The sequence below is a fragment of the Virgibacillus kekensis genome, from assembly GCF_042654125.1.
GTDB classification, from domain to species: domain Bacteria; phylum Bacillota; class Bacilli; order Bacillales; family Amphibacillaceae; genus Lentibacillus; species Lentibacillus kekensis.
The window spans coordinates 287,261-309,307 of record NZ_JBHSFU010000004.1 but is presented as its reverse complement, the minus strand read 5'-3'; the positions used below and the strand labels follow the sequence as shown (position 1 = coordinate 309,307).

18 protein-coding genes are annotated in these 22,047 nt (G+C 41.1%); 10 read left to right on the top strand and 8 right to left on the bottom strand.

The window, feature by feature from the left end; all coding sequences use genetic code 11:
- Window positions 1-20: 20 nt before the first annotated feature.
- Window positions 21-1,403 (top strand): M17 family metallopeptidase, encoded by a 1,383-nt coding sequence (locus tag ACFO3D_RS05835; RefSeq protein ID WP_390293734.1) that lies wholly within the window; start codon window positions 21-23, stop codon window positions 1,401-1,403.
- A gap of 268 nt (window positions 1,404-1,671) precedes the next feature.
- Complete coding sequence (locus ACFO3D_RS05830) at window positions 1,672-2,844, top strand: pyridoxal phosphate-dependent aminotransferase (RefSeq protein ID WP_390293732.1); 1,173 nt, start codon at window positions 1,672-1,674, stop codon at window positions 2,842-2,844.
- 70 nt (window positions 2,845-2,914) lie between these two features.
- Here ACFO3D_RS05830 and ACFO3D_RS05825 read toward each other — a convergent pair whose 3' ends face one another.
- Complete coding sequence (locus ACFO3D_RS05825) at window positions 2,915-4,021, bottom strand: M24 family metallopeptidase (RefSeq protein ID WP_390293730.1); 1,107 nt, start codon at window positions 4,019-4,021, stop codon at window positions 2,915-2,917.
- Between the two features lie 487 nt (window positions 4,022-4,508).
- Here ACFO3D_RS05825 and ACFO3D_RS05820 point away from each other — a divergent pair, with 487 nt between their 5' ends.
- The gene (locus ACFO3D_RS05820) at window positions 4,509-5,915 is read left to right on the top strand and encodes a sodium:solute symporter family protein (RefSeq protein WP_390293727.1); all 1,407 of its coding nucleotides are present in this window, start codon (window positions 4,509-4,511) and stop codon (window positions 5,913-5,915) included.
- Between the two features lie 90 nt (window positions 5,916-6,005).
- Here ACFO3D_RS05820 and ACFO3D_RS05815 read toward each other — a convergent pair whose 3' ends face one another.
- On the bottom strand, window positions 6,006-7,142 hold the full coding sequence (locus ACFO3D_RS05815) for a M24 family metallopeptidase (protein WP_390293725.1): 1,137 nt from the start codon (window positions 7,140-7,142) through the stop codon (window positions 6,006-6,008).
- 157 nt (window positions 7,143-7,299) lie between these two features.
- Here ACFO3D_RS05815 and ACFO3D_RS05810 point away from each other — a divergent pair, with 157 nt between their 5' ends.
- Entirely contained in the window at window positions 7,300-8,301 is a 1,002-nt protein-coding gene (locus ACFO3D_RS05810) for a proline racemase family protein (RefSeq protein WP_390293723.1), read from the top strand.
- A 224-nt stretch (window positions 8,302-8,525) separates the two neighbouring features.
- On the opposite strand, the gene ACFO3D_RS05805 is transcribed toward ACFO3D_RS05810, so the two are convergent.
- The 4 genes from ACFO3D_RS05805 to ACFO3D_RS05790 all read right to left on the bottom strand — a co-directional run bounded on the left by ACFO3D_RS05805 (window position 8,526) and on the right by ACFO3D_RS05790 (window position 12,136).
- Window positions 8,526-9,752 (bottom strand): NAD(P)/FAD-dependent oxidoreductase, encoded by a 1,227-nt coding sequence (locus ACFO3D_RS05805; RefSeq protein ID WP_390293721.1) that lies wholly within the window; start codon window positions 9,750-9,752, stop codon window positions 8,526-8,528.
- Entirely contained in the window at window positions 9,745-10,083 is a 339-nt protein-coding gene (locus ACFO3D_RS05800; RefSeq protein ID WP_390293719.1) for a (2Fe-2S)-binding protein, read from the bottom strand. Before ACFO3D_RS05800 ends, ACFO3D_RS05805 begins: the two co-directional genes overlap by 8 nt.
- Window positions 10,076-10,348, bottom strand: coding sequence for a (2Fe-2S)-binding protein (locus tag ACFO3D_RS05795; protein ID WP_417891829.1), 273 nt, complete (start codon window positions 10,346-10,348; stop codon window positions 10,076-10,078). Before ACFO3D_RS05795 ends, ACFO3D_RS05800 begins: the two co-directional genes overlap by 8 nt.
- Window positions 10,349-10,414: 66 nt before the next feature.
- Window positions 10,415-12,136, bottom strand: coding sequence for a sigma-54 interaction domain-containing protein (locus ACFO3D_RS05790; RefSeq protein WP_390293716.1), 1,722 nt, complete (start codon window positions 12,134-12,136; stop codon window positions 10,415-10,417).
- A 161-nt stretch (window positions 12,137-12,297) separates the two neighbouring features.
- Between ACFO3D_RS05790 and ACFO3D_RS05785 the strand changes: the two genes are divergently transcribed.
- The 6 genes from ACFO3D_RS05785 to ACFO3D_RS05760 all read left to right on the top strand — a co-directional run bounded on the left by ACFO3D_RS05785 (window position 12,298) and on the right by ACFO3D_RS05760 (window position 19,341).
- Window positions 12,298-13,479: an NAD(P)/FAD-dependent oxidoreductase gene (locus ACFO3D_RS05785; protein ID WP_390293714.1), complete on the top strand. Its 1,182-nt coding sequence runs from the start codon at window positions 12,298-12,300 to the stop codon at window positions 13,477-13,479.
- Complete coding sequence (locus ACFO3D_RS05780; protein WP_390293712.1) at window positions 13,480-14,502, top strand: proline racemase family protein; 1,023 nt, start codon at window positions 13,480-13,482, stop codon at window positions 14,500-14,502.
- A gap of 18 nt (window positions 14,503-14,520) precedes the next feature.
- The gene (locus ACFO3D_RS05775; protein WP_390293710.1) at window positions 14,521-15,426 is read left to right on the top strand and encodes a proline racemase family protein; all 906 of its coding nucleotides are present in this window, start codon (window positions 14,521-14,523) and stop codon (window positions 15,424-15,426) included.
- Window positions 15,427-15,498: 72 nt separating this feature from the next.
- Window positions 15,499-16,923 (top strand): Na+/H+ antiporter NhaC, encoded by a 1,425-nt coding sequence (gene nhaC / locus ACFO3D_RS05770; RefSeq protein ID WP_390293708.1) that lies wholly within the window; start codon window positions 15,499-15,501, stop codon window positions 16,921-16,923.
- 21 nt (window positions 16,924-16,944) lie between these two features.
- Window positions 16,945-17,844 (top strand): 4-hydroxy-tetrahydrodipicolinate synthase, encoded by a 900-nt coding sequence (dapA, locus tag ACFO3D_RS05765; RefSeq protein ID WP_390293706.1) that lies wholly within the window; start codon window positions 16,945-16,947, stop codon window positions 17,842-17,844.
- 12 nt (window positions 17,845-17,856) lie between these two features.
- A complete protein-coding gene (locus ACFO3D_RS05760; RefSeq protein ID WP_390293704.1) occupies window positions 17,857-19,341 on the top strand; it encodes an aldehyde dehydrogenase family protein in 1,485 nt (494 codons plus the stop codon).
- Between the two features lie 42 nt (window positions 19,342-19,383).
- On the opposite strand, the gene rpoN is transcribed toward ACFO3D_RS05760, so the two are convergent.
- Together rpoN and ACFO3D_RS05750 are read right to left on the bottom strand one after the other, a co-directional pair.
- Entirely contained in the window at window positions 19,384-20,718 is a 1,335-nt protein-coding gene (rpoN, locus tag ACFO3D_RS05755; RefSeq protein WP_390293702.1) for an RNA polymerase factor sigma-54, read from the bottom strand.
- Window positions 20,719-20,878: 160 nt separating this feature from the next.
- A complete protein-coding gene (locus ACFO3D_RS05750) occupies window positions 20,879-21,934 on the bottom strand; it encodes a dipeptidase (protein ID WP_390293700.1) in 1,056 nt (351 codons plus the stop codon).
- Window positions 21,935-22,047: the final 113 nt, after the last annotated feature.

Below are 22,047 nucleotides of genomic sequence, written 5' to 3'. Positions count from 1 at the left end.
GACAGAAAGGAGATTCCATAATGGCAAGTTATGTACAAGTTGTATTTGAAAATGATGCAAAAATAAAATCCAATGAGACAGTGAGTCAGTTTGTCGAGCAAAGCTCCGGTTCTTTTACAACCCTGGTGGTAGATGGGGAGCTGACTGTTGCTGTTAAATCTGTAAAAGAAAATAAGCAGTCATATGATAAAGTTCGCATGATTGCTGGATCAGTCTCCCGGGAGCTTGGTAATTGCAAAGTTGAGAAAGCATTGGTTGATGGTGCCAGACTAACGGAAGCGTTCAGCAAGCTGGAAGCAGATACAGTTATCACTGCGTTCAGTGAAGGATGGCAGCTTGGTTCATATCAATTTGAAACCTATAAATCTGAAAAGAAATCCTTCAAAACAGCGCTTGAAATTGAAGGAGACGATTTCAATTCGGCCTTTGAGGCTGGTAAAGTTCGTGCAGACGCAGTAGCTTTTTCAAGAGATTTAATGAATGAACCTCCTAATGGTCTAAACCCGGCTACATACCCGGTTATTCTTCAAAAAGAATTTCAGGATTCTACAGTAGAGGTAACCGTTTTTGATAAGGACGAAATAGAGAAAAGACAGATGAACGGCGTTTTAACTGTTTGCCGAGGCAGTAAACATGACCCAGCGTTTGTTGAATTGACTTACCGAGGTGATCAGTCAAAACCTCTTGTTGCGCTCGTTGGAAAAGGAGTGACCTTCGATACAGGCGGTATTACTCTGAAACGCGGCAAGGATTTAAGCAATATGCGATTTGATATGGGTGGTTCTGCAGCAGTAGCAGGTGCAATGAAGCTACTTGCTGATTCAGAAGCAAAAGTAAATATAACCGCGCTGATTCCAATTGTCGAGAATGTTCCTGACAGTAATGCTGTTATCCCAGGTGAAGTAATTAACTATAAAAATGGTCTTAATGTGCAAGTCGGCAACACTGATGCTGAAGGACGGCTGATTCTTGCTGATGGACTAATTCGGGCACAGGAACTGAAGGCCGATTATATAGTAGATATAGCCACACTGACCGGTGCGATTATTGGTGCACTTGGGTCTAAGCTGGCAGGTGTTTTCGGTGATGAAGAACTTTCTACTGTTATGCGGGAAGTTGGTCAGGAAAACGGTGATTTTAACTGGCCGATGCCACTGATTGATGCCTATGAAAGCTATATCAAGAGTGACTATGCCGATTTTAACAACACTAGTGGAAAACCTGAGGCAGGCTCGATTGTCGCTGCGCTATTCTTACGCAAATTTGTAACTGATCCGGGTAAATGGCTGCATGTTGATATGGCTGGTGTCATGAGCAGTGAGGAAAATGGATATTATTCGAAGGCTGGTACCGGTTATGGCGCACGCCTTCTTGCCGACTTTACCGAACGGATTTCACAGTAATAAAACGAGTATGTTTATTTATATTCGTTTCTAAAACAGAAAAGGTGGCATACTGGAGCAGATATTTTTTCGGTGCCACTTTTTTGATATTTCGATGTCCAGCTCCAGCGCCTATCCCCTCGAGGTCTTAAGCATAGTCTCTATGTGGCAAAAACCGCCACTTCGAGCCTCTGCTTAATCTAGTCGGGGGTGAACAAGGCGCTTGCGCTTTTCTTATAGTAGATACAATAATTATAATAAGAAGATACACCACCAGAGGAGGGACAGGATGCGCGAGTTTGAGCAATCCGATATGCTAAAACGCCTGCCGGAGCAGTTTTTTGCCAAGTTAAGCAAGAAAGTTCAACTGCTTAAGGAACAGGGGTATGACATAATAAACTTAGGACAGGGGAATCCTGACCAGCCGACACCTGAACACATTGTAAAGGAACTTCAGATAGCTGCTGAGGACCCTAAATACCATAGATATTCACCTTTTGAGGGCTTCAGCATAGTTAAGGAAGCAGTGGCTGAGTTTTATAAGCGAGAATATGACGTAGAAATTGACCCTGAGGAAGAGGTATCTATGTTCTTTGGTGCGAAGCAAGGGCTTGTGGATTTGGCACAGGGCCTGCTCAATCCAGGGGATATCGCTCTATTGCCCGATCCTGGATATCCGGATTATTTGTCGGGAACGGCTATGGCCGGTGCAGAGTCTGTTTATATGCCACTGGTAAAAGAGAATGATTTCTTGCCGGATTATTCCGAAATTCCAAAGGACAAGTTGGAGAAAGCCAGGTTAATGGTTCTTAACTATCCCAATAATCCTACCGCCGGCACAGCAACGAAAGCATTTTTTGACGAGACAGTAAAGCTTGCTAAGGATCATAATTTCTGTGTGGCCCACGACTTCGCTTATGGCTCGCTTGGTTTTGATGGTCAAAAACCGATAAGCTTTCTGCAGTCTGAAGGAGCAAAGGACATTGGTGTGGAAATATACACCATGTCAAAGACATACAATATGGCGGGATGGCGAATCGCGTTTGCGGTCGGAAACAAGTCCGTTATACGCAGCCTGAATTTAATTCAGGACCATATTCATGTAAGCCTGTTCGGGGCAATTCAGCAGGCAGCGGCAAAAGCATTAACGGGTGATCAGACTGTTGTTCAGGAGCTACTTGAGATGTATGAACGACGCAGGAATACATTTGTAAAGGCACTGCATGAAAACGGCTGGAAAGTGGATTCCCCAAAAGGAACATTCTTCTCATGGTTAAAAGTGCCTGATGGGTATACTTCGGAAGGCTTTACCGAACTTCTGCTAAAAGAGGCACAGGTAGTTGTAGCACCAGGTAATGGCTTCGGTACCCATGGTGAAGGCTATGTCAGGGCCGGGATAAATGCATCTGAAGAAGAACTTGAGGAAGCCGCCCGCCGGATTGGGAAGTTGGAGTTATTTTAATAAAATATCTGCATTGTTCATAAAAATTGAAACGCCCTGAAAGCTTCATGCTCCTTCAGGGCGTGTATCTTTATAAAAGTTGCAGTTTCTTGGGGAAAGAAGTCAATACTTCTACTTCACCATTTTCGTTAATATATACTTCATCCTCAATACGAACGCCGCCAAAATCAGGTATGTAAATTCCGGGTTCTATTGTGAAAAATAGTCCACTTTCGGCGACCTGGTCATTATTTTTATGGATGGAAGGCTCCTCATGTACCTCAATTCCCAAACCATGTCCGACACGATTGTTAAAGTATTCGCCATAACCACTTTCATCAATCACTTTTCTAGCGGCAATATCAAATGACTTCAGTGGCTCTCCAGCCTTGACAGCGTTTATTCCCGCAAGATTTGAATCAAGCACGATATTATAAATTTCTTTTTGTCTAGCTGTTGCATCTCCGATGATAAAGGTTCGGGTAATATCCGAACAATAGCCGTTTTTCGTGATTACGCCAAAATCTATCAGTAAAAAATCCCCGTTTTGGAAAATGCGGTCTCCGGGTACACCATGTGGTAATGCTGCTTTTTCTCCGGAAAGTACAATGGTTGAAAAGGAAGGCCCCGCTGCACCAAACTTTTTCATTAAAAATTCAAGCTCCGCAGTCAGCTCCGCTTCTGTCATGCCGACTATTACCTTTTTAATCCCTTCTGCAAGAACTTTCTCTATAATATCAACAGCTTCCTGTAAATACTCAATTTCATTTCGGGACTTTCGTAACCGCTGATGGTTGATAGCTGGCTGAATATCACTGTATGAGACATCCGGGAAAACAGCTTCTAACTTCTGCTGACGGAACATGCTTACTTCTTTCATTTCCAGCCCAATCTGTCGAACATTTAGACCCAGCTCATTTTTAAGTTTGGTAAATGGATCCTCTTCATCCGAAATCGGGATAATGTTTTCCACAAATGATTCACTTGCAGCAATTTCTTTATCCAGTGCCGGAACGTATAACATTAATCTATCGTTTCGCAGGTCCATAACGAATGCCATAAATCGTTCATGTGGATCTGAATTAAAACCGGTATAGTAGAACACATTTGCGGGAGATGTAATCATGACTACATCAATATTTTGTTCACTAATTCGGTCCCATAGTGTGTTTAATCTTTTTTGGTAGTCTATTTTCATGGTAAACGCCTCCTTTTTATTTTTGCATTATTATATCATGCAATAATTGTACCAGAACGATCCAGCAGAAAGAATGGTGCAAGAATAGTAAATGGTGAATCCCCTTGAATATATTCTATATTAAAAAGTTAAAATTGAAGCCTTTTTTGGTTGCAATTTGATACATTTTTTGACTGTGTAAAATAGAATTTACAGATGAATAACAAATTTTTGACACAAAGTGAGAGTGGAGAGTTTTATTACCTTTGAATTAAAAAGTATAAACATTTGGCATATAACTTGCATATCTATTAAATAGTTTCCCAACTTAGAGTATACTGCGTGTATTAAAGAAGTTTCCTTATATTAATATAAATGATTTTATTCAGGTTGAATTGTAAATTTTGTCTGAAAGTGGTATTAGAAAGGCTTCTTTTAAATGAAACGGTTGACAAGATTCTTCCTCTAAGTTGGGATATTCTATAAAACTCAGAAGGAGGAATTCGAATTGAGTATTGAGTCCGATTTATCGTTGTTGTGGTATGTAATAGCATATGGAATAATCATGGTTATTTTAGGGGTGTATTACTCTAAAAAGGTTTCTAAAAGTGAAGACTATATTTTGGCTGGTAAAAGTTTGGGTACGCTTGTACTAACTGGAACATTAATTGCTACGTGGGTAGGTAGCGGAAGTGTGACAGGAGGACAAACTTCTATGGCGTATAGCTTCGGTTTAATACCAGCTTTTCTGTTAACCATTCCTTCAGTTATTGGGATAATTGCACTGTATTTCCTTTCCTCCAGAATACGTAACCTTGGAAAGTATACGGTTTCTTCGATATTGGAGGAAAAATACGGTACATCCGCCAGACTAATGGCCAGTATTATAATAGTTCTCGCATATATAGGGATTGTTTCCTATCAAATTAAGGGTGTAGGATACATTTTAAACCTTACAACGGGAATATCCATAACATGGGGAACCATAGTTGGGGCCGTATTAATTATCTTTTTGGCGACTATTGGTGGATTGAGGTCGGTTGCACCAACTGATGCAATTAGTTCTGGAATTATGGTTATCGGGCTTCTGATTGCACTCCCTTTTATGTTTGTAATCGCTGGCGGCTGGGATGAGATAACGGCTAATGTGCCTCAAAGTCATCTTACAGTGACCGGCACACTGTCAACCGTTCAGTTACTTGGCTTTTTATTGCCGCCACTTTTCTTAATTTTAAGTGACCAAAATATGTATCAGCGTTTAGCAGCTTCTAAAGGGGATAAAAATACCAAGAGAGCTAATATTGGGTGGATTATCGGTCTGCTAATCATTTCGCCGGTAATAGGCTTGATCGCCTTTGCTGCAAGTTCGATGTTTAAGGATATTGATCCGGGGATGGCCTTGATGGCATCCACATTAGTCTTGCCAAATATAGTCGGTGGTCTTTTATTAGCTGCTGCAACCGCATTTATTATTACGACAGGAAACTCGTTCCTTTTATCCGGGGCAACCAATGTTACTTATGACATTGTAAATAAATATATTAAAAAGGATGCAACGGACAAACAATTATTGGGTACAACCAAAGTATTTGTCGTTTTACTCGGTATTCTATCATATTTAATAATTCAATTCTTCCCTACTATATTGTCAGTACAAATGTATGCGTATACCGTGTACGGTGCTGGTCTTACACCAGCAGTGTTAGGAGTTCTGCTTTGGAAAAGGGTGAACAAGGCTGGTGGGTTATCCTCCATGATTACCGGTGTAGCAGCTACCATGATTTGGGAAGTGGTTCTAAGTAAGCCATATGATATAAACAGTTCGGTTATAGCGGTTCCAATATCAATAATAGTTTTGATTGTTGTTACACTAGCAACATCAAACGGCCAATCGAAATCATCTAAAATTGCATAAAAAGGGAATTAATTCAATGCCCTAAACTGCAAAAAACCCATGGAGACTCTTACGTCCCATGGGTTCTTGTTTTATACCTATGCATGTTGACTAAATTGTTAAATTTACTAGATCACGCGGGTAGTCCGTTATCAATTGGAAGCCGTCAGCGGTTACAATCACTGTATCAGAATGCCGGAAACCTCCTACATAAGGAATATAAATGCCTGGTTCAATGCAAAAAGCCATTCCTTCCTCCAATCTTAATGAATTATCAAAACGGAGATAAGGATGTTCGTGTGGGGATATACCAATAGCATGTCCTACCCGGTGTATAGCATATTTTTCAAAGCCGTATTCCTTAAGTACTTTTCTTGCTGCTAAATCAATTTCTTTGGCAGTAATACCAGGCTTTACCATATTTAAGGCCGTTTCTTGTGCCTTAACTACCGCCTCAAAGGCTTTCTTTTGTATCTCACTGCACTTTCCGACGATAAATGTTCTCTCCAGTTCTGCACGGTACCCATTAAGTCCAACTTGCCGGGTATGAATAACGACATCACCCTCTTGCAACCTTCTTGTATTTGAAAAAACATGGGGCATTACGCTTCGTGTCGGCCCGGAAGGCGTCATAACGGTCAAATCTATTGTAGCGTCAGGGAATTGGTTGGCCGCTGTTGTAAATAAAGCTGTATTTCCTTTTGCGTCAATCTCAAGTTCGGTAACTCCTGGTGCTGCACTAGCCATTGACTCGCTAACAGCTACCCCAACCAGATTTCCTGCTTCCTTCATTATGTGAATTTCCTGAGCATCTTTAATATAGCGCATTTCCATAATTGATTCGCTGACATCTGCTAAACTATAGCCGATATCCTTTACAGCTTCTACCAACCTTGAGGGTGCATATGCCAATTCTAACGCAATTTTTGCACCCTGGTTGTGTCTTTTTGCTAAGTGATGGTTTAGTAGTTCAGTTGGTGTTTTATTTTCATTATCTGCATCTGGGTGTTCATAGTAGACATAAAGGTTATCAACCTCAGCATTTGTACGAGCATGTCTTTCTTCCAACTTTGGAATGATAAATGATGTTTCATTACAATCAATAATTAATAAAATTGGCCTGGAATAGATTAATGCCTTAAAACCGCTTAAATAGAATTGGTTTGCAGGGTCAGTTACAACAATCGAATCCACATCATTTTCTTTCATCCATTTTCTGAGTTTAAAAATTCGCTTATTTGTTTCCATGTTTACACGCTCCAATCTAAATAATAATTAATCCGAATTGGTAAGAATTTTTATCTTACATTTATAATGCAAGTTTTGTACCAAGGAGTGTTAATAGATTCAACTCGGCATGAGAATTGCAATAGAATCGTATATAAAAGTATAGGAGGGAGTATCAATGAATTTTAACCGCTTAATATCAACAGTTGATTTGCACGTGGCAGGGGAGCCACTTAGAATTATAATAGGAGGTCTGCCGGAAATTAAGGGAGATACACAGCCCGAGAGAAGAGCTTATTGTATCAAACACTTGGATCATATTCGTCAAATCTTAATGTACGAACCGAGAGGACACCATGGGATGTATGGATGTATTATAACACCACCAGTATCTGAAAATGCCGACTTTGGCGTGCTTTTTATGCACAATGAAGGATGGAGTACGATGTGCGGCCATGGCATTATCGCCGTTATCACTATGGTTGTTGAAACCGGCAAATATGAAGTTGAAGCTCAGCGGAGATTTGTTATTGATAGCTCTGCCGGGGAAGTGATTGCTTATGCCAAATGTGAAGGTCAAAAGGTTCAAGAAGTTTGGTTTGAAAATGTGCCGTCGTTTGTGTATAAAAAAGACTTCCCAGTAGAAATCGATGGTAAAGTATTTACAGTTGACATTGCTTATGGAGGAGCATTTTATGCAATTCTTGACAGTGTCAAATTAAATTTACAGGTGAAGAAAAAACATTTACCAGAGTTGCAGGATTGGGGAATGAAAGTTAAGTATTATATTGAAGAAAATTTGGAAGTGAAACATCCAATACAAAATGATTTGAAAGATATATATGGGACTATTTTTTCGGATGAACCATCGAATGAGAATGCGGATTTGAAAAATGTAACGATATTTGCTGACAGACAAATAGATCGTTCGCCATGTGGAACCGGGACAAGCGCAAGGATAGCGACTTTATTTGAGCGGGGAAAATTAAATAAAGGAGAGACTTTCTATCATGAAAGTATAACGAATGGAGTCTTCGCAAGCGAGGTGCTCACAACAGTAAAAGTTGACAAATATAATGCTGTAGTTCCGAAAATTGCCGGGACAGCGCGGATTACAGGGTTTCATCAGTTTGTTGTGGATTCCAGGGAAGATATGCCGGAAGGGTTTTTACTAGTGTGAAAAAAAGCCACCTAAAAGAAAATAAGCCCATTAAGACATAACTAATCTTAATGGGCTATTAAACAATTCCAAGGTCACTAGGATAATCTGTTATCAATGATCAAAACAACCGAGTCCACTCATTCTTCTATATCAGCTTCTGATCTTAGTAATTGTTTTACTCGTTCCCAAGTTTACACCCACCATATAAAATAGTCTTGTTTATCCTGAATCCAATGTTGAATTTAAATAGCTGGTGACTTGCTATTTTTTGCTTCGTATTCCTTCCATTTTTCCCGCATAATCTGTTTTCCTTTCTTTATGTCAGGGTCAAACTGGAAGGGCGCTTTGTCCCTTGTTTGTTCGATGGCTTGAATTGCCTGCTCAAGTTTTGACTCTAGGTCACTTACACCGTGACTACTGGCGATAGTTAAACCGGCAGCAGTGCCCTGGGCAATAGCGATTTTGGCTCCTTCAATGCCGGTAATATTGCCGGCGACGTACAGACCATCCAAGGTTGTTTCCATTCTGTCGTTGTGCAGCGGTACATAGCCACCGAGCTCTTCAATCAGGTAAAAAGGACAACCCGCAACTGCAGCAAGCTCTGTTAAGGGGTATAATCCACCTGCAATACAAACAAAATCACAGGCAAGGTTTTCTTCTGTACCGGGAATAATTTCTCCGTCTGATCGAATGGATGCCAGTTTTACACCTTCTACTTCTTTCTCCCCGTATATCTCCACGACTGCTTTTCTAAGCTGTACCGGAATTCCCCACATTTTAAATCCACTCTTCGGGTAGAAAGTGATGGCGAGTTGTTTCATCATGTCACTTTTTATCCATTTACTTCCATTACGAAGCAGGGCGGATGGAGCCATATGGGCAACGTGAAGTAAGTTTTCCATCACATTTTTTGGCAATGCAGCTTCTTCCGTAAGCTTGTTTAATTTTGGTAGAGCAAGTGTTGCTACTTCGACTCCTGCCAACTGTAATTCAGAGGCAATAACTGCTGAAAGAGCATTAACTCCTATAATTACACCTTTATTGCCCGGCTTTACTCGATGAACATTAGTCATTACCTGGGCAGCTCCGACTGACATGACACCTGGCAATGTCCATCCTGGAACAGGGACAGGCGATTCTGCAGCCCCTGTTGCCAGAAGCAAATGATTAGATTCAAAAGTAGCTGACTCCGTGTAAACGGTCCATATGTGTCCTGTTTGCTCTATATTGTTGACGGGCGTCTGCAGCATTACGTCCACCCCGTATTGCTGGGCTTCTTTATATAGATTTTCAGATTCTTTTATTCCGTTCCACCAATTTCCGTCCGGGTCCTCATAGAGTTGTCCGAGTAAGCGTCCACCTGGCTTCATGTACTCATCAATTACCAGTACTTGCAGTCCTTCCATTGCACAGGTTGCTGCTGCTGATAATCCGGCAGGGCCTGCCCCGATAATAATGACATCATTCATGTGCAGCCCTCCAATCTCTGACCGGAGTTGGAAGTGGTCCGCCACTTTGAATGGTCATCCCTTCCTGTAAAGGAGTAAGGCAGGAACGGACACCTTGCTTATCGTTAACGGTGACTCTACACTCAAAGCAGTGGCCAATGTTGCAATAGATACCTCTTGGTAAACCACTCTCTTCGTGATAACGCAATGTGCGGATATCATTAGCTAACAATGCTGCTGCGATGGACTCATTCTCTTTGCCTTTCAGGGTCCGGCCGTTGAATGTGAAAGATACTTCCGTTTTATCCTCCAAAGATCCAAGCACAGGATGGTTGGTAATTCGTTTATTCATTTGACTCGCCTCCCAAGTTTCCAAAGCTGATTGGACGGATAGGAGGCTGGTATTTCAATGTTATTTGGCTGCGATTGTCTTTCTCCAGGTCACGTGTCACTTTATCAACAAGTGCCCGGCATGTTCTGCCACCACAGTATCCCATACCGGCGCGTGTACGCAGTTTTAGTTCTCTTGCTGAACAGCCATATTCGGAAGCGGTTTCAATCAGTTCCTTATAGGTAACCTCTTCACAACGGCATATCATTAATTCATGTTCGGTCAATTGGATCACCTCTGAAAATAATAAGTTCTATACTACCGATTTTAATGCAAGAATAATGCCAAATTATTATTTGATACCAAGTTTTTTAATTCGGTTGTATAGAGTGGCTCGGGTGATTTGCAGATTTTGGGCACATAACATTTTGTTGCCGTCTGTCTTTTTTAGTTCTTTTATAATAATGTTTCTCTCCACCTCGTTAAGCATATCACTTAATGAACTGTTTTCTTTATTGTCGATTGGCAGGTGTGTGTTTGTTGCGTTAGGTTTGGACGTGTCAAAATCAAATGGCAGGTCCTCAAGCTTGATTTCCCCATTTTCCGAAAAAACAACGAGTCGCTCCACAACATTTTTCAGTTCCCTGATATTTCCCGGCCATTCGTGCTGTAGAAGCGCTTGCATAACAGTCTGCGATATACCATGAATCGGCCGGTTGTATTTAATGGATATTTCATGAAGAAAGTAATGGGTTAACTCAATAATATCTTCTGGTCTCTCCCGCAATGGAGGGATTTCGATACTCACGACGTTTAAACGGTAATACAAATCTTCACGAAATTTATTTTCTTTTACCAGTTCTTCCAGATTACGGTTTGTTGCTGCGATTACACGGAAATCTACTTCAATTTCTTTTGTTCCTCCGATAGTGAAAAACTTCTTTTCCTGCAGTAACCGTAATATTTTAACCTGCATCTCCAATGGCATCTCGCCGATTTCATCCAAAAACAGGGTTCCACCTTTTGCGAGCTGTACCTTTCCTTTTTTGCCCTTTTGATCGGCCCCCGAAAAAGCGCCTTTTTCATAGCCGAATATTTCGCTTTCAAACAAAGCAGAAGGGATGGCACCGCAATTAATTGGAACAAAGGGAGCATCTTTATCCTCACGCAGGTTGTGTACGGCCTTGGCGAATAGTTCTTTACCAACACCACTTTCACCGTGAATTAATATCCCTGTATTGGTGGAAGAAGCTTTTTTAATTTTATTGATTGTTCTATTCAGAGCTGGACTGCTGCCACGAATATATTGGAACGGGTCAGCAGTTGCGGTCAACTTGGTCACTTCTTTTTCCAGGTTGAACAATTTTTCAGTAGCATTGTACAGTTCGTTGTTCAGCCTGATTTGACTGGTAATATCGGTTTCTGAGACAACAGCACCGACAATTTCATCATTAAAATGGACAGGATTCGAATTAATCAGAACTACCTGGTTTTCCCTTGCTCTATGTTGCCTGTGATAGACAGATGATCCACTTTCAAGTGTATCCAGAATTTCCAGGTGCTCTGGGCTGAAAAAATCTGTGATGGGCTTTCCAATGATATCATCCTGCTTGAAAGAAAAAATTTGTTCCGCCCCTTTTGTCCATGCCAGTACCCGTTTATCCCTGTCAATTACGGTGCAGGAGGCATCTATCGTTTCGAGAATAGTTGAAACATAGGCTCTTACTCGCTGATATGCCGTAAACATCTGTTTGCTTAGTTCTCCGGAATGCACATATCCCATAACCTTTTCGTTTCGATCTTTGGCAATCAAGTATTCATGGTCCTCAAGTTTAGAAACAACTTCCGTAATTTCTTCATTTGGGTTAATAACGCCACAATTCAGGTATATGAAAGATTCCATTTGCTTTTCATGCTTAATGAAGTATATTTCTCCGTTATTTGCAAGAAAAACTTTTTTCGGGTATTCAGATTTAATGATTGAAGCTATTTTACTTTCGTCTAATTTCTCTTCTTCCAGTACAAGACAGTTGGGATTTATAAAATGTTCGATTCCCTGAAAGACTGTAACCATTTAATGTGCACCTCCTGTGTTTAAATGATTTTACATATTAAAAATATTTTTACACAGTTAATTCATAAAATCAATATTTTTCAGACTAATATCCGTCCTACAATGTTGGCATGGAAGTTGCATTAATAAATACAAATACTTTCTGGAAGGGAGGATTTTAATTGACCTATAGAATTCATCGGGACGTCGTCGTAATTGGTGGTGGCATAATTGGTGCAGCGATTTCTTATTATTGCTCCAAGGCAGGATTGGATATAACGGTTCTTGAAAAAAAGGAGTTGGCGAGTGGCACCTCTTCAAGATGCGATGGAAATATCCTGGCGATTGATAAGGATCCTGGTTTTGATAGTCAGATGTCATTAAAAAGCCAGCAATTGGTTCATGAGTTGGATAAAGAACTTGAAGTCTCATTTGAATACCGGAATCCTGGCAGTATTCTTGTTTGTGAAAATGACCAGGAGCTTGATGCAGCACAGAAATGGGTGAATCAGCAACAGGAAGCAGGACTTGATTTTAAGATGCTCGATCGGGAAGATTTGCGAAATGAGTCAAGGTACTTCGCGGATGACCTTTATGGCGGACTGGAATGCGCAACAGATTCGACAGTCAACCCGTATATGCTAACGTATTCGATGTTTCACAGTGCTGAAAAGCTGGGAGCAAAAATACATACCCATACAGAAGTGAAAAATCTAAAAAGAGAGTCATCAGGTCAATTCGTTATTGAAACAAATAGGGAAACATTTACGGCAAATAAAGTTGTCAATGCCTGTGGCGTGTGGTCTCGGGCCATTGGAGAGATGCTTGGTGTGGATATTCCAATACACCCAAGAAAAGGTCAGTTGATTGTGGCATCAAGACAACAGCCAGTGGGACTCCGAAAGGTAATGGAATTTGGTTATCTCATCTCCAAGTTTGGCGGCGAGAGGGTAGTTGATCCGATAACGGAGAAATATGGAGTTGCTTTAGTATTTGAACCAACTGAGAGTCAGAACTTTTTAATAGGCAGCAGCCGGGAGTTCAATGGGTTTGATACGAAGGTAAACCATGAAGTTTCAAAATACATCGCAAAGCGAGCCATCAGGTTTTACCCAGGAATGGCTGATATGACGGTGATTCGGACGTATGCGGGGTTAAGGCCGTGGACGGAGGACCACTTGCCTGTCATTTCCCATGTAGACGAAGTTCCAGGGTTTTATATCGCTGCAGGTCATGAAGGGGATGGAATAAGTTTGGCAGCTATAACAGGTAAGGTAATCGAAGAGATGATATCTGGATCAGATACATCCATTCCGGTAGAACCGCTCCGATATGATCGATTTAAAGAGAGGGTGACAAACTAGATGAACTTTCAGCGGTTATTTACCACAATTGATACACATACAGGTGGTAATCCGACAAGAACTGTGCTGAGTGGAATGCCTGAATTAATGGGGAACACCATGTCGGAAAAAATGCTTTACATGAAGGAGCATTATGATTGGATACGAAATTTCCTGATGAACGAACCACGTGGCCATGATGTTATGTCTGGTGCAATCAAGGTCGAACCATGTCATCCAGATGCGGATGTAGGGGTTATTTATGTGGAAACAGGTGGCTATTTGCCGATGTGCGGCCATGACACCATCGGCTATTGCACAGCATTGATTGAGGCAGGCATGGTCGAAGTGATTGAACCGTACACCACCATAAATATAGACACACCTGCAGGATTAGTGAAAACCAAAGTAAAGGTAGAAAACGGGAAAGCGGTTGAAGTTACTTTTGCGAATGTACCTTCATTTTTATTGAAATCGATTGAGATGGAGGTAGAAGGGATTGGACATATCGAGTGTGATATTGCCTACGGAGGAAACTTCTACGGGATAATCGATGCGCGTAAGTTGGGGTTGGATTTAATAACCAACAATGCATCAACCATTATCGATCAGGCTATTACCATCCGTAATGCAATTAATGATAGAGAAGAAATTATCCATCCTGAGTTCCCTTTCATAAAGGGACTTACCCATATTGAGTTTTTTACGGATCCTGTACACCCTGAGGCCGACCTGAAAAACACTGTAGTCGTCCCACCAGGTGGAATTGACCGTTCCCCATGTGGCACTGGAACGTCGGCCAAACTTGCAACACTGTACAGCAGGTCGGAAATTGGTGTGGATGAACTATTTGTCTATGAAAGTATTGTCGGCACCTTGTTCAAAGCCCGAATACTTGAATTAACCAGGATAAAAGATTATCAGGCGGTTATCCCGGAAGTGACCGGATCGGCCTGGATAATGGGCATGCACCGCTTTTTTTACAATGAAAGTGATCCGTTAAAAGAGGGTTTTTTGTTGATACCCCCGATGGAAAGTCATTAAAGAAGGAGGTGTAACTTGATGAATATTGAAAAGATGTTTACAACAATAGATTCACATGTGGCTGGTGAAGCATTCAGGATGATTATCCATTCTCCGCTGCAATATGATTTCAGAGATTTCCAGGTGAAACAATCCGCTTTACATGATCAGTACGAACATGAAAAATTGCTGCTGTTAAACGAGCCACGTGGCCACCGTGGCGTGAATGGATGTATTATCACTCCTTCAAGCACATCTGACTATGGCTTATTGTTCGTGAATCATGGAGAGGAGTACAGATTCAGCTACAGTGGAATAATCGCGACATTAACAACCTTGCTGGAAACCGGTAACCTAGCGCCCAACGTAAATGGGTCATACCAAGTGGAAACCGTTAATGGAATTTACACAGTTTATGCTGATTTCCATAATCATGTGGTAGAAAACGTCAGGATTGAAAGCGGAAAATGCAAGCTGATCAGTTCAAAGAAGACCAGCTATACAGTAGAAGTAGATAATTCCAGAAAGTATATTATTTCTACACTTCCGGATACAATCCCAACATTACAAATGAGACACTTATCCGCCATTGTTAATTGGGGAAAAGAAACTCTTAATGATTTACAGGAAGAGTCTGAAGTGGAAGGGATTATTTTAGTCGAGACAATATCCGATAATGAAACACGTTCTGTAACCTTTGAAAAAGATGGGGCGATACTCCGGTCCCCTGGAATAGACAGTACGTTTGCGATTTATACAGCATGGTTGGACAGATATGGAGAAATTCATGAATTTGTAAATAGAAGTATATTTAATAGTCAATTGATTGCGTCCCACCAGGGGGAATCAAAATTTACACTGAACACACGAGCAATTATCACTGGTGAGCACCAGTTTATTTATGACAAATCAGATCCTTTGGAAAGGGGGTTTTTGTTGAGGTAGCAAGGATTTAAATTATTAATACAGGTTTTATTGAAAGCGTTTGCCAAAAACTATTTAACAAGGAGAGTGAATATGGACGCAAAAAAGAGATTGCCGACGTTACTTGAGGTTTTGTTTGTTTTAGTATCATTTATCGTGATCATGTTTTTATTTGTGGTTCAATTCGGTATTTCTATTCAACTGGCATTGTTGACGAGCTGGTTCATGATAATGCTTGTTGGTCTACGGATTGGATACTCTTATTCTGAGATGCAGGATGGTATTCTGAAAGGTATTTATGATGGATTGGAAGCGGTTCTTATCCTGATTTCAGTGGGTGCCTTGATTGGTACTTGGATTGCAGGTGGAATTGTACCGAGTATCATTTATTATGGATTATCGATTATTGATCCGACAATCTTCCTGTTAGCAGCATTTATAATCTGCGCAGTAACTTCATTAGCAACTGGAACATCGTTTGGTTCTGCTGGTACAGCCGGTATTGCGATGATGGGGATTGGTGCAAGTTTTGGATTCCCGGTTGCTCTGGTTGCTGGTGCTGTTATTTCCGGTTGTTATGTTGGGGATAAACTATCTCCTCTTTCAGACACCACGGTTATGACTGCATCTTTATCTAAGGTGAATCTGATTGAACATATTAAATCTATGCTGTTTGTTAGTACACCAGCATTTGTTATTTCAGGATTGCTTTTCCTGGCGGCAGGGTTTGTTTTTCATCAGGGTGATGGGGATTTAAGTCGTGCTGAAGCGACCATGACATCCCTCAGTGAGTATTTTAACATCGGATGGCATATGCTTATTCCTGCTGCGTTGGTCATTCTTTTATTGGCACTAAAAAAGCCATCCATACCGGTCATTTTGTTTGGCGCATTACTGGGAACAGTCTGGGCTTATTTATTTCAGGATGTTGCCTTACTTGACGCTGTCAATAGTTTATATTCAGGTAACAATATCGAGTCAGGCGTACCATTCATCGATAACCTGTTAAATCGTGGTGGGATAGAGTTCATGCTGAGCGTAATTGTCTTAATTCTGTTCGCCCTTGGGGTAGGGGGTCTGATGGAAAAAATCGGAATTTTGAGAGTGATATGCGAGACAATGCTTTCATGGGCAAATAATGCCGGTAAAATCACACTGTCCACGCTAATGTCCGGTTTCTTCGGTAATTTCTTTGGTGGAGCCGCATATGTGTCTATCATTACGGCAAGCAAAATCACTGAGGAAAACTATGATCGACTGAATATTGACAGGCGTGTTCTTTCAAGAAATACCGAAGCTGGAGGTACCGTCACAACACCAATGGTTCCATGGTCTGATGGTGGTGTGTTCATGGCTGCGACGCTTGGTGTTTCTACACTTACTTATTTACCGTTCCTATGGTTCAACTTTTTAGTAGTAGCCATTTCAATTATCTATGGATTCACCAATAAGTTCATCTGGTATACAAAAGCTGAGAACGATTCTACGGCAAACCAAAAGGAAGCAATTAATTCTTAAAATTTTGAGGAGGAATTTAACATGAAACAATTACAAGGAACATATCCCGTATTGATCACACCAATGCACAAAGATGGTGAGGTCAATTATGACGGATTAAAAGAAAATATCGAGTATTTTGTTAAGCAGGATGTAGCCGGAATTGTGGTTAACGGCAGTACTGGTGAATTTGTCAGCTTAACAAAAGAAGAAAAATATAAAATTACTGAATTGGCGGTTGAACAGGTCAATGGGCGTATTCCGCTGATTGTCGGAACCGCTGCGGAGACAACAAAAGACGCGATTATGTATACAAAGCATGCTGAAAATGCAGGGGCAGATGCGGCATTGCTGATTAATTCGTACTACGCACATCCGAAAGATGACGAGAATTATGAGCATTTCAAAGCAGTAGCTGAATCTGTGAACTTTCCAATCATGATTTATAATAATCCATTTACATCAGGCGTGGATATTGGGACAGAGACAATCTTAAAGGTTGCCAAGGATGTTGACAATATTACCCATATTAAGGAATCAAGCGGTGATATCGCTAAAGTACGCGATATTTCACGACAAGGAAAAGGGTTCATCAATACGTTTTGCGGATCTGATGATTTAGCTCTGGAATCACTACTGGTAGGGGCTACCGGCTGGATATCGGTTGCTGGTAATATTGCACCACGATTGGTAACGGACTTGTTTGATCGTGTCCAGGAGAACAAGCTTGAAGAGGCATGGGAACTGTATGATAAAGTACTTCCGCTTTGTAATTTTATTGAAGGAACAGGCAAGTACGTGCAAATCGTCAAACGTGCAATGGACCTTCAGGGACTTGCGGGTGGGCCGTCAAGAAGGCCAAGGCTACCATTAACAAAGGAAGAGGATGCTACATTGAAGGAAATACTGGATAAAATCTCCAAAGTAACTCAATCAATATAGAGGAGGATTACGATGATTACTTCACAAATTGAATTAAAACCTAAAGTAAAAGAATTTTTGGAAGGAGAGATTGAGCTTTATATCAATGGAGCGTATACTCCCGCTTCAAACGGAAAAAAATTCAAGGTGTTCAATCCTGCAACTGAAGAGGTACTTGCTGAGGTAAGTGAATCACAGGAAGAAGATATTGATAAGGCTGTAATGGCTGCGAGACAGGCTTTTGAACACGGCGAATGGTCAACTATGACAACTGCCGAACGGTCACACCTTATCTATAAGTTTGCTGATTTACTCGAGCAAAACCGGGAAGAGCTTGCACAACTGGAGTCACTTGATAATGGCAAACCGTATAAGGTGGCGCTTGAAGATGATATCGACGGTACAGTCGAGCATTTTCGCTACTATGCTGGCTGGGCAACAAAAGTGCTTGGCCAGACAACACCTATTTCACCTGATTATTTAAACTACACGGAACATGAACCAGTAGGTGTTGTGGGTCAGATTATCCCTTGGAATTTTCCGCTGTCAATGGCCTCATGGAAACTGGGGGCAGCATTGGCAACAGGATGCACTTCTGTCATAAAGCCTGCAGAACAGACGCCTTTATCCTTGATTTATGCGGCGAAACTGCTTGAGGATGCTGGCTTCCCTGATGGAGTGGTCAACGTAGTTCCGGGTTTTGGGGAAACCGCTGGGGAGGCTATTGTCAATCATAAAGATATTGATAAACTCGCATTTACTGGTTCCACAAACGTAGGTAAATCAATCATGCGTAAAGCTGCAGATAATATAAAACATGTAACGTTGGAACTCGGTGGAAAATCACCCAATTTGATTCTAGAAGACGCGGATATTGAAAAGGCAATTGACGGAGCATTTGAAGGTATTATGTATAATCACGGGCAAAATTGCAGTGCAACCTCACGTGTTTATGTTCATCGAAAACATTACGACCGGGTAGTAGAGGAGCTGGCTGAACGGGCCAAAGCGACAAAGCTTGGAAATGGAATGGACATGGATACAGAGATGGGACCACTCGTATCTAAAGAACAATTTGAACGTGTGCTACACTACATTAACATTGGAAAAGAAGAAGGTGCCAAGTTGGTAGCTGGTGGAGAAAAGGCCTTTAAAAAAGGTTACTTTGTGAAGCCAACTGTTTTTGCGGATGTGGAAGACGACATGCGAATTGCAAGGGAAGAAATATTTGGACCAGTGGTTGCAGTCTTTCCGTTTGATACCACGGAAGAGGCAGTACGTCGGGCTAATGATAGTGATTATGGATTGGCGGCAGCTGTCTGGACAGAAAATATCCGGACTGGACACCAGGTTGCCCGTCGTCTGAAGTCAGGAACAGTATGGATAAACGATACGAATCAGGAGAACCCAGCAGCAGCCTTCGGGGGATATAAGCAATCTGGTATTGGTCGAGAAATGGGAAACTATGCATTGGATAACTATACCGAAGTAAAAAGTGTATGGGTAAACTTGACATAAGAAAGAGCCGTCCTTATTGGGCGGCTTTTCTAATTAATGTGATTAACAGATAGATTTCCGTTTTGATGAGGATAATATATTTAGTTCTTCTCTATATTTTGCTATCGTTCGCCGTGAAATCTTTATACCGTTGTGCTTGCTGAAGTAATCGGCCAATTTCTGGTCTGACAGAGGTTTCTTTGGATTTTCTTCATTGATGATTTGTTTTAATAGTAATTTAATCTGTGCAGATGAAGCATTATTAACATTATCTTTCCCTAGCTTAGATGTAAATAACCGTCGTATATAATAAGAACCGTTTGGTGTTTGAATGACTTTGTTTCTCGTTGCCCTGCTGACCGTGGATTCATGCATATCTATTTCCTCCGCGATATCTTTTAACGTCATAGGATGGAGATGTGAAAAGCCATTTTTCATAAAATCATACTGCTTTCGGATAATTGCTTCCGTGATTTTGATAATGGTTGAATTGCGCTGTTCGATACTTCTAAGAAGCCATGTGAATTTCTGATAGTTTTCCTTAATATATTGTGTAGTCGCTGAATCACCTTTATCTCCCAGATTCATATATTGCTTGTTCAATCGAATAGTTGGCAGGGGCTGCTCATTTAATGAAATAAAATACGAACCATTGCGTTCATTAATGATCACATCAGGATACAAATAATCAGGTCTTGATTCGACAGTGTTTGCACACGGCCGTGGATTAAGGGATGCAATACAATCAGCAATATTCTGAACTTCCTTCAGACTGATACCAAGAATGCTTGCAACCTGTGTCCATTTCTTTTCTGCTACAAGATCAAGGTGGTTTTCGATTACCTGATTAACAAAGCGGTTATCCGGATAATATACTTTTGCCTGTATCAAAAGACACTCTTTGATATTTCTGCTGCCAACACCAACAGGTTCCATTTCTTGCAGAAGACCAATGGCGTGATTAATAGTCTGCTCATCTATATCTAGCTCTTTAGCAATTTCAGACGCCTGCATGGTTAAATAACCCTTTTCATTGAGGTTAAGGATTATGTATCGCAAGAGGTTTTGTTCATCTGTACTGACATCAAGATAGGCTGTTTGCTCCAGCAATTCATCATAAAGCCCACACTTATCAGCGGCAGTAAAGTCAATTGGATTAAATGTATTTTCACGGTTGAAAGTTGAAGTGGTTTTGTTTGCTGAGACAGGTTCATAGTTATCTTCAAAACAAACCTCAGTTGAACTTTCCTCCAATTCTATTAAAGGGTTTTCGGTAGCCTGTTCTCTGATAAATCGAGCTAATTCAATTGTGGAGTGCTGAAGTAACGCAATAGCCTGTTTAAGTTCATTGGTCATAACAAGGTTTGTTGTTTGTTTTTGAAACAGTCCAAGTTCCATTGCTGTACACTCCTTACAAGTGAATGCGGTTACAAAAGTGGTTTGTAATTATATGAATAGTTACATATTATTTTACATCAATGGGTACGAATTGTACATAACCGAAAACATGTAGCTAACTCAGATGTGATTTCATTTGTGAAGTAAGCTCGCCACAAAATTAATTCCAAGTATCTTTTAATACCCGAACCCAGTTGCCATGGGTTATTTTCCGCAATTCATGATTGTTGAATCCATGAGCACGCAGTCGTTCAACGAGCTTGGTCAATCCGGTGACATCATGCATTTCATCCGGGATTGTTGTGCCATCAAAGTCAGAACCCAACGCGACATGAGCTATGCCAAACTTTTCCGCGATATAGCTAACGTGCTTTACAATTATATCAAGTGATATATCAGTGCCGAACATGCCGTCTTCACGAAGCATGTTAACCGCATAGTTAATACCGATAACTCCGCCTGATTCAGCGATGGCAGCAAGCTGTTTATCAGTCAGGTTAAGGGAAATCGGGCAGATGGAATGTACATTCGAGTGGGTAGCAACAAGAGGTGCATCCGTTATTTTAGCAACATCCCAAAATCCCTTTTCATTCAAATGGGTAGTGTCCACCATGATATCAAGCTTATTACACTCGCGGACCAAGGATTTCCCGGCATCGGACAGACCATCTCCAATATCGGGTGAAGATGGATAACGGAATGGGACGCCCTCTCCATATACATTTGGGCGACTCCAAACAGGTCCAAGTGAACGTAGGCCAGCCTGATGAAGAACATGCAGTGCATCGAAGTCTGTGTCGATTGCCTCGGCACCTTCAATATGGAAAACTGCTGCGATAATACCATTTTCCAGACAGTGTTTGAGTTCGCCGGCTGTCCGAACTACTTTAAAATCCCCACCGGATTCGCCTTCAATCCGAAACATTTTCCCAGCGAGCGCCATGCTAAACCGGAGAGCATCTTTTTGTTCAAGTTTGGGAGGCAAGGGCATGTCATAGCCATCATCTGTTAAATAATTATCTGGTTCAATTGCATAACCCTCGTTTGGTGTATATACGGCAAAAAAACCCCCGCCAAAGTTACCATTTCGGGCTCTTGGCAGATCAATGTGGCCAAATTTGCTTTCTTGGAAAAAGGTACGCTCCTGTCCCTTCTTTCCGAGGTGTAAGCTGAGTAATGTGTCATTATGTCCATCGAATACTGGAAAATTTGTCATATTATCCGTCCCCCAAATTAGTAATAATCCTATTATAACGTATATGTCAGGGGATTCCTTATGAGAAAGAGAGTAGAATATGGTACGGGTGTTAAAAAGACTGGGTTCTCCAC

Coding starts and splice junctions, on each gene's coding strand:
- ACFO3D_RS05835 (WP_390293734.1), top strand. CDS start 21: ATGGCAAGTTATGTACAAGTTGTATTTGAAAATGATGCAAAAATAAAA.
- ACFO3D_RS05830 (WP_390293732.1), top strand. CDS start 1,672: ATGCGCGAGTTTGAGCAATCCGATATGCTAAAACGCCTGCCGGAGCAG.
- ACFO3D_RS05825 (WP_390293730.1), bottom strand. CDS start 4,021: ATGAAAATAGACTACCAAAAAAGATTAAACACACTATGGGACCGAATT.
- ACFO3D_RS05815 (WP_390293725.1), bottom strand. CDS start 7,142: ATGGAAACAAATAAGCGAATTTTTAAACTCAGAAAATGGATGAAAGAA.
- ACFO3D_RS05810 (WP_390293723.1), top strand. CDS start 7,300: ATGAATTTTAACCGCTTAATATCAACAGTTGATTTGCACGTGGCAGGG.
- ACFO3D_RS05805 (WP_390293721.1), bottom strand. CDS start 9,752: ATGAATGATGTCATTATTATCGGGGCAGGCCCTGCCGGATTATCAGCA.
- ACFO3D_RS05800 (WP_390293719.1), bottom strand. CDS start 10,083: ATGAATAAACGAATTACCAACCATCCTGTGCTTGGATCTTTGGAGGAT.
- ACFO3D_RS05790 (WP_390293716.1), bottom strand. CDS start 12,136: ATGGTTACAGTCTTTCAGGGAATCGAACATTTTATAAATCCCAACTGT.
- ACFO3D_RS05780 (WP_390293712.1), top strand. CDS start 13,480: ATGAACTTTCAGCGGTTATTTACCACAATTGATACACATACAGGTGGT.
- ACFO3D_RS05775 (WP_390293710.1), top strand. CDS start 14,521: ATGAATATTGAAAAGATGTTTACAACAATAGATTCACATGTGGCTGGT.
- nhaC (WP_390293708.1), top strand. CDS start 15,499: ATGGACGCAAAAAAGAGATTGCCGACGTTACTTGAGGTTTTGTTTGTT.
- dapA (WP_390293706.1), top strand. CDS start 16,945: ATGAAACAATTACAAGGAACATATCCCGTATTGATCACACCAATGCAC.
- ACFO3D_RS05760 (WP_390293704.1), top strand. CDS start 17,857: ATGATTACTTCACAAATTGAATTAAAACCTAAAGTAAAAGAATTTTTG.
- rpoN (WP_390293702.1), bottom strand. CDS start 20,718: ATGGAACTTGGACTGTTTCAAAAACAAACAACAAACCTTGTTATGACC.
- ACFO3D_RS05750 (WP_390293700.1), bottom strand. CDS start 21,934: ATGACAAATTTTCCAGTATTCGATGGACATAATGACACATTACTCAGC.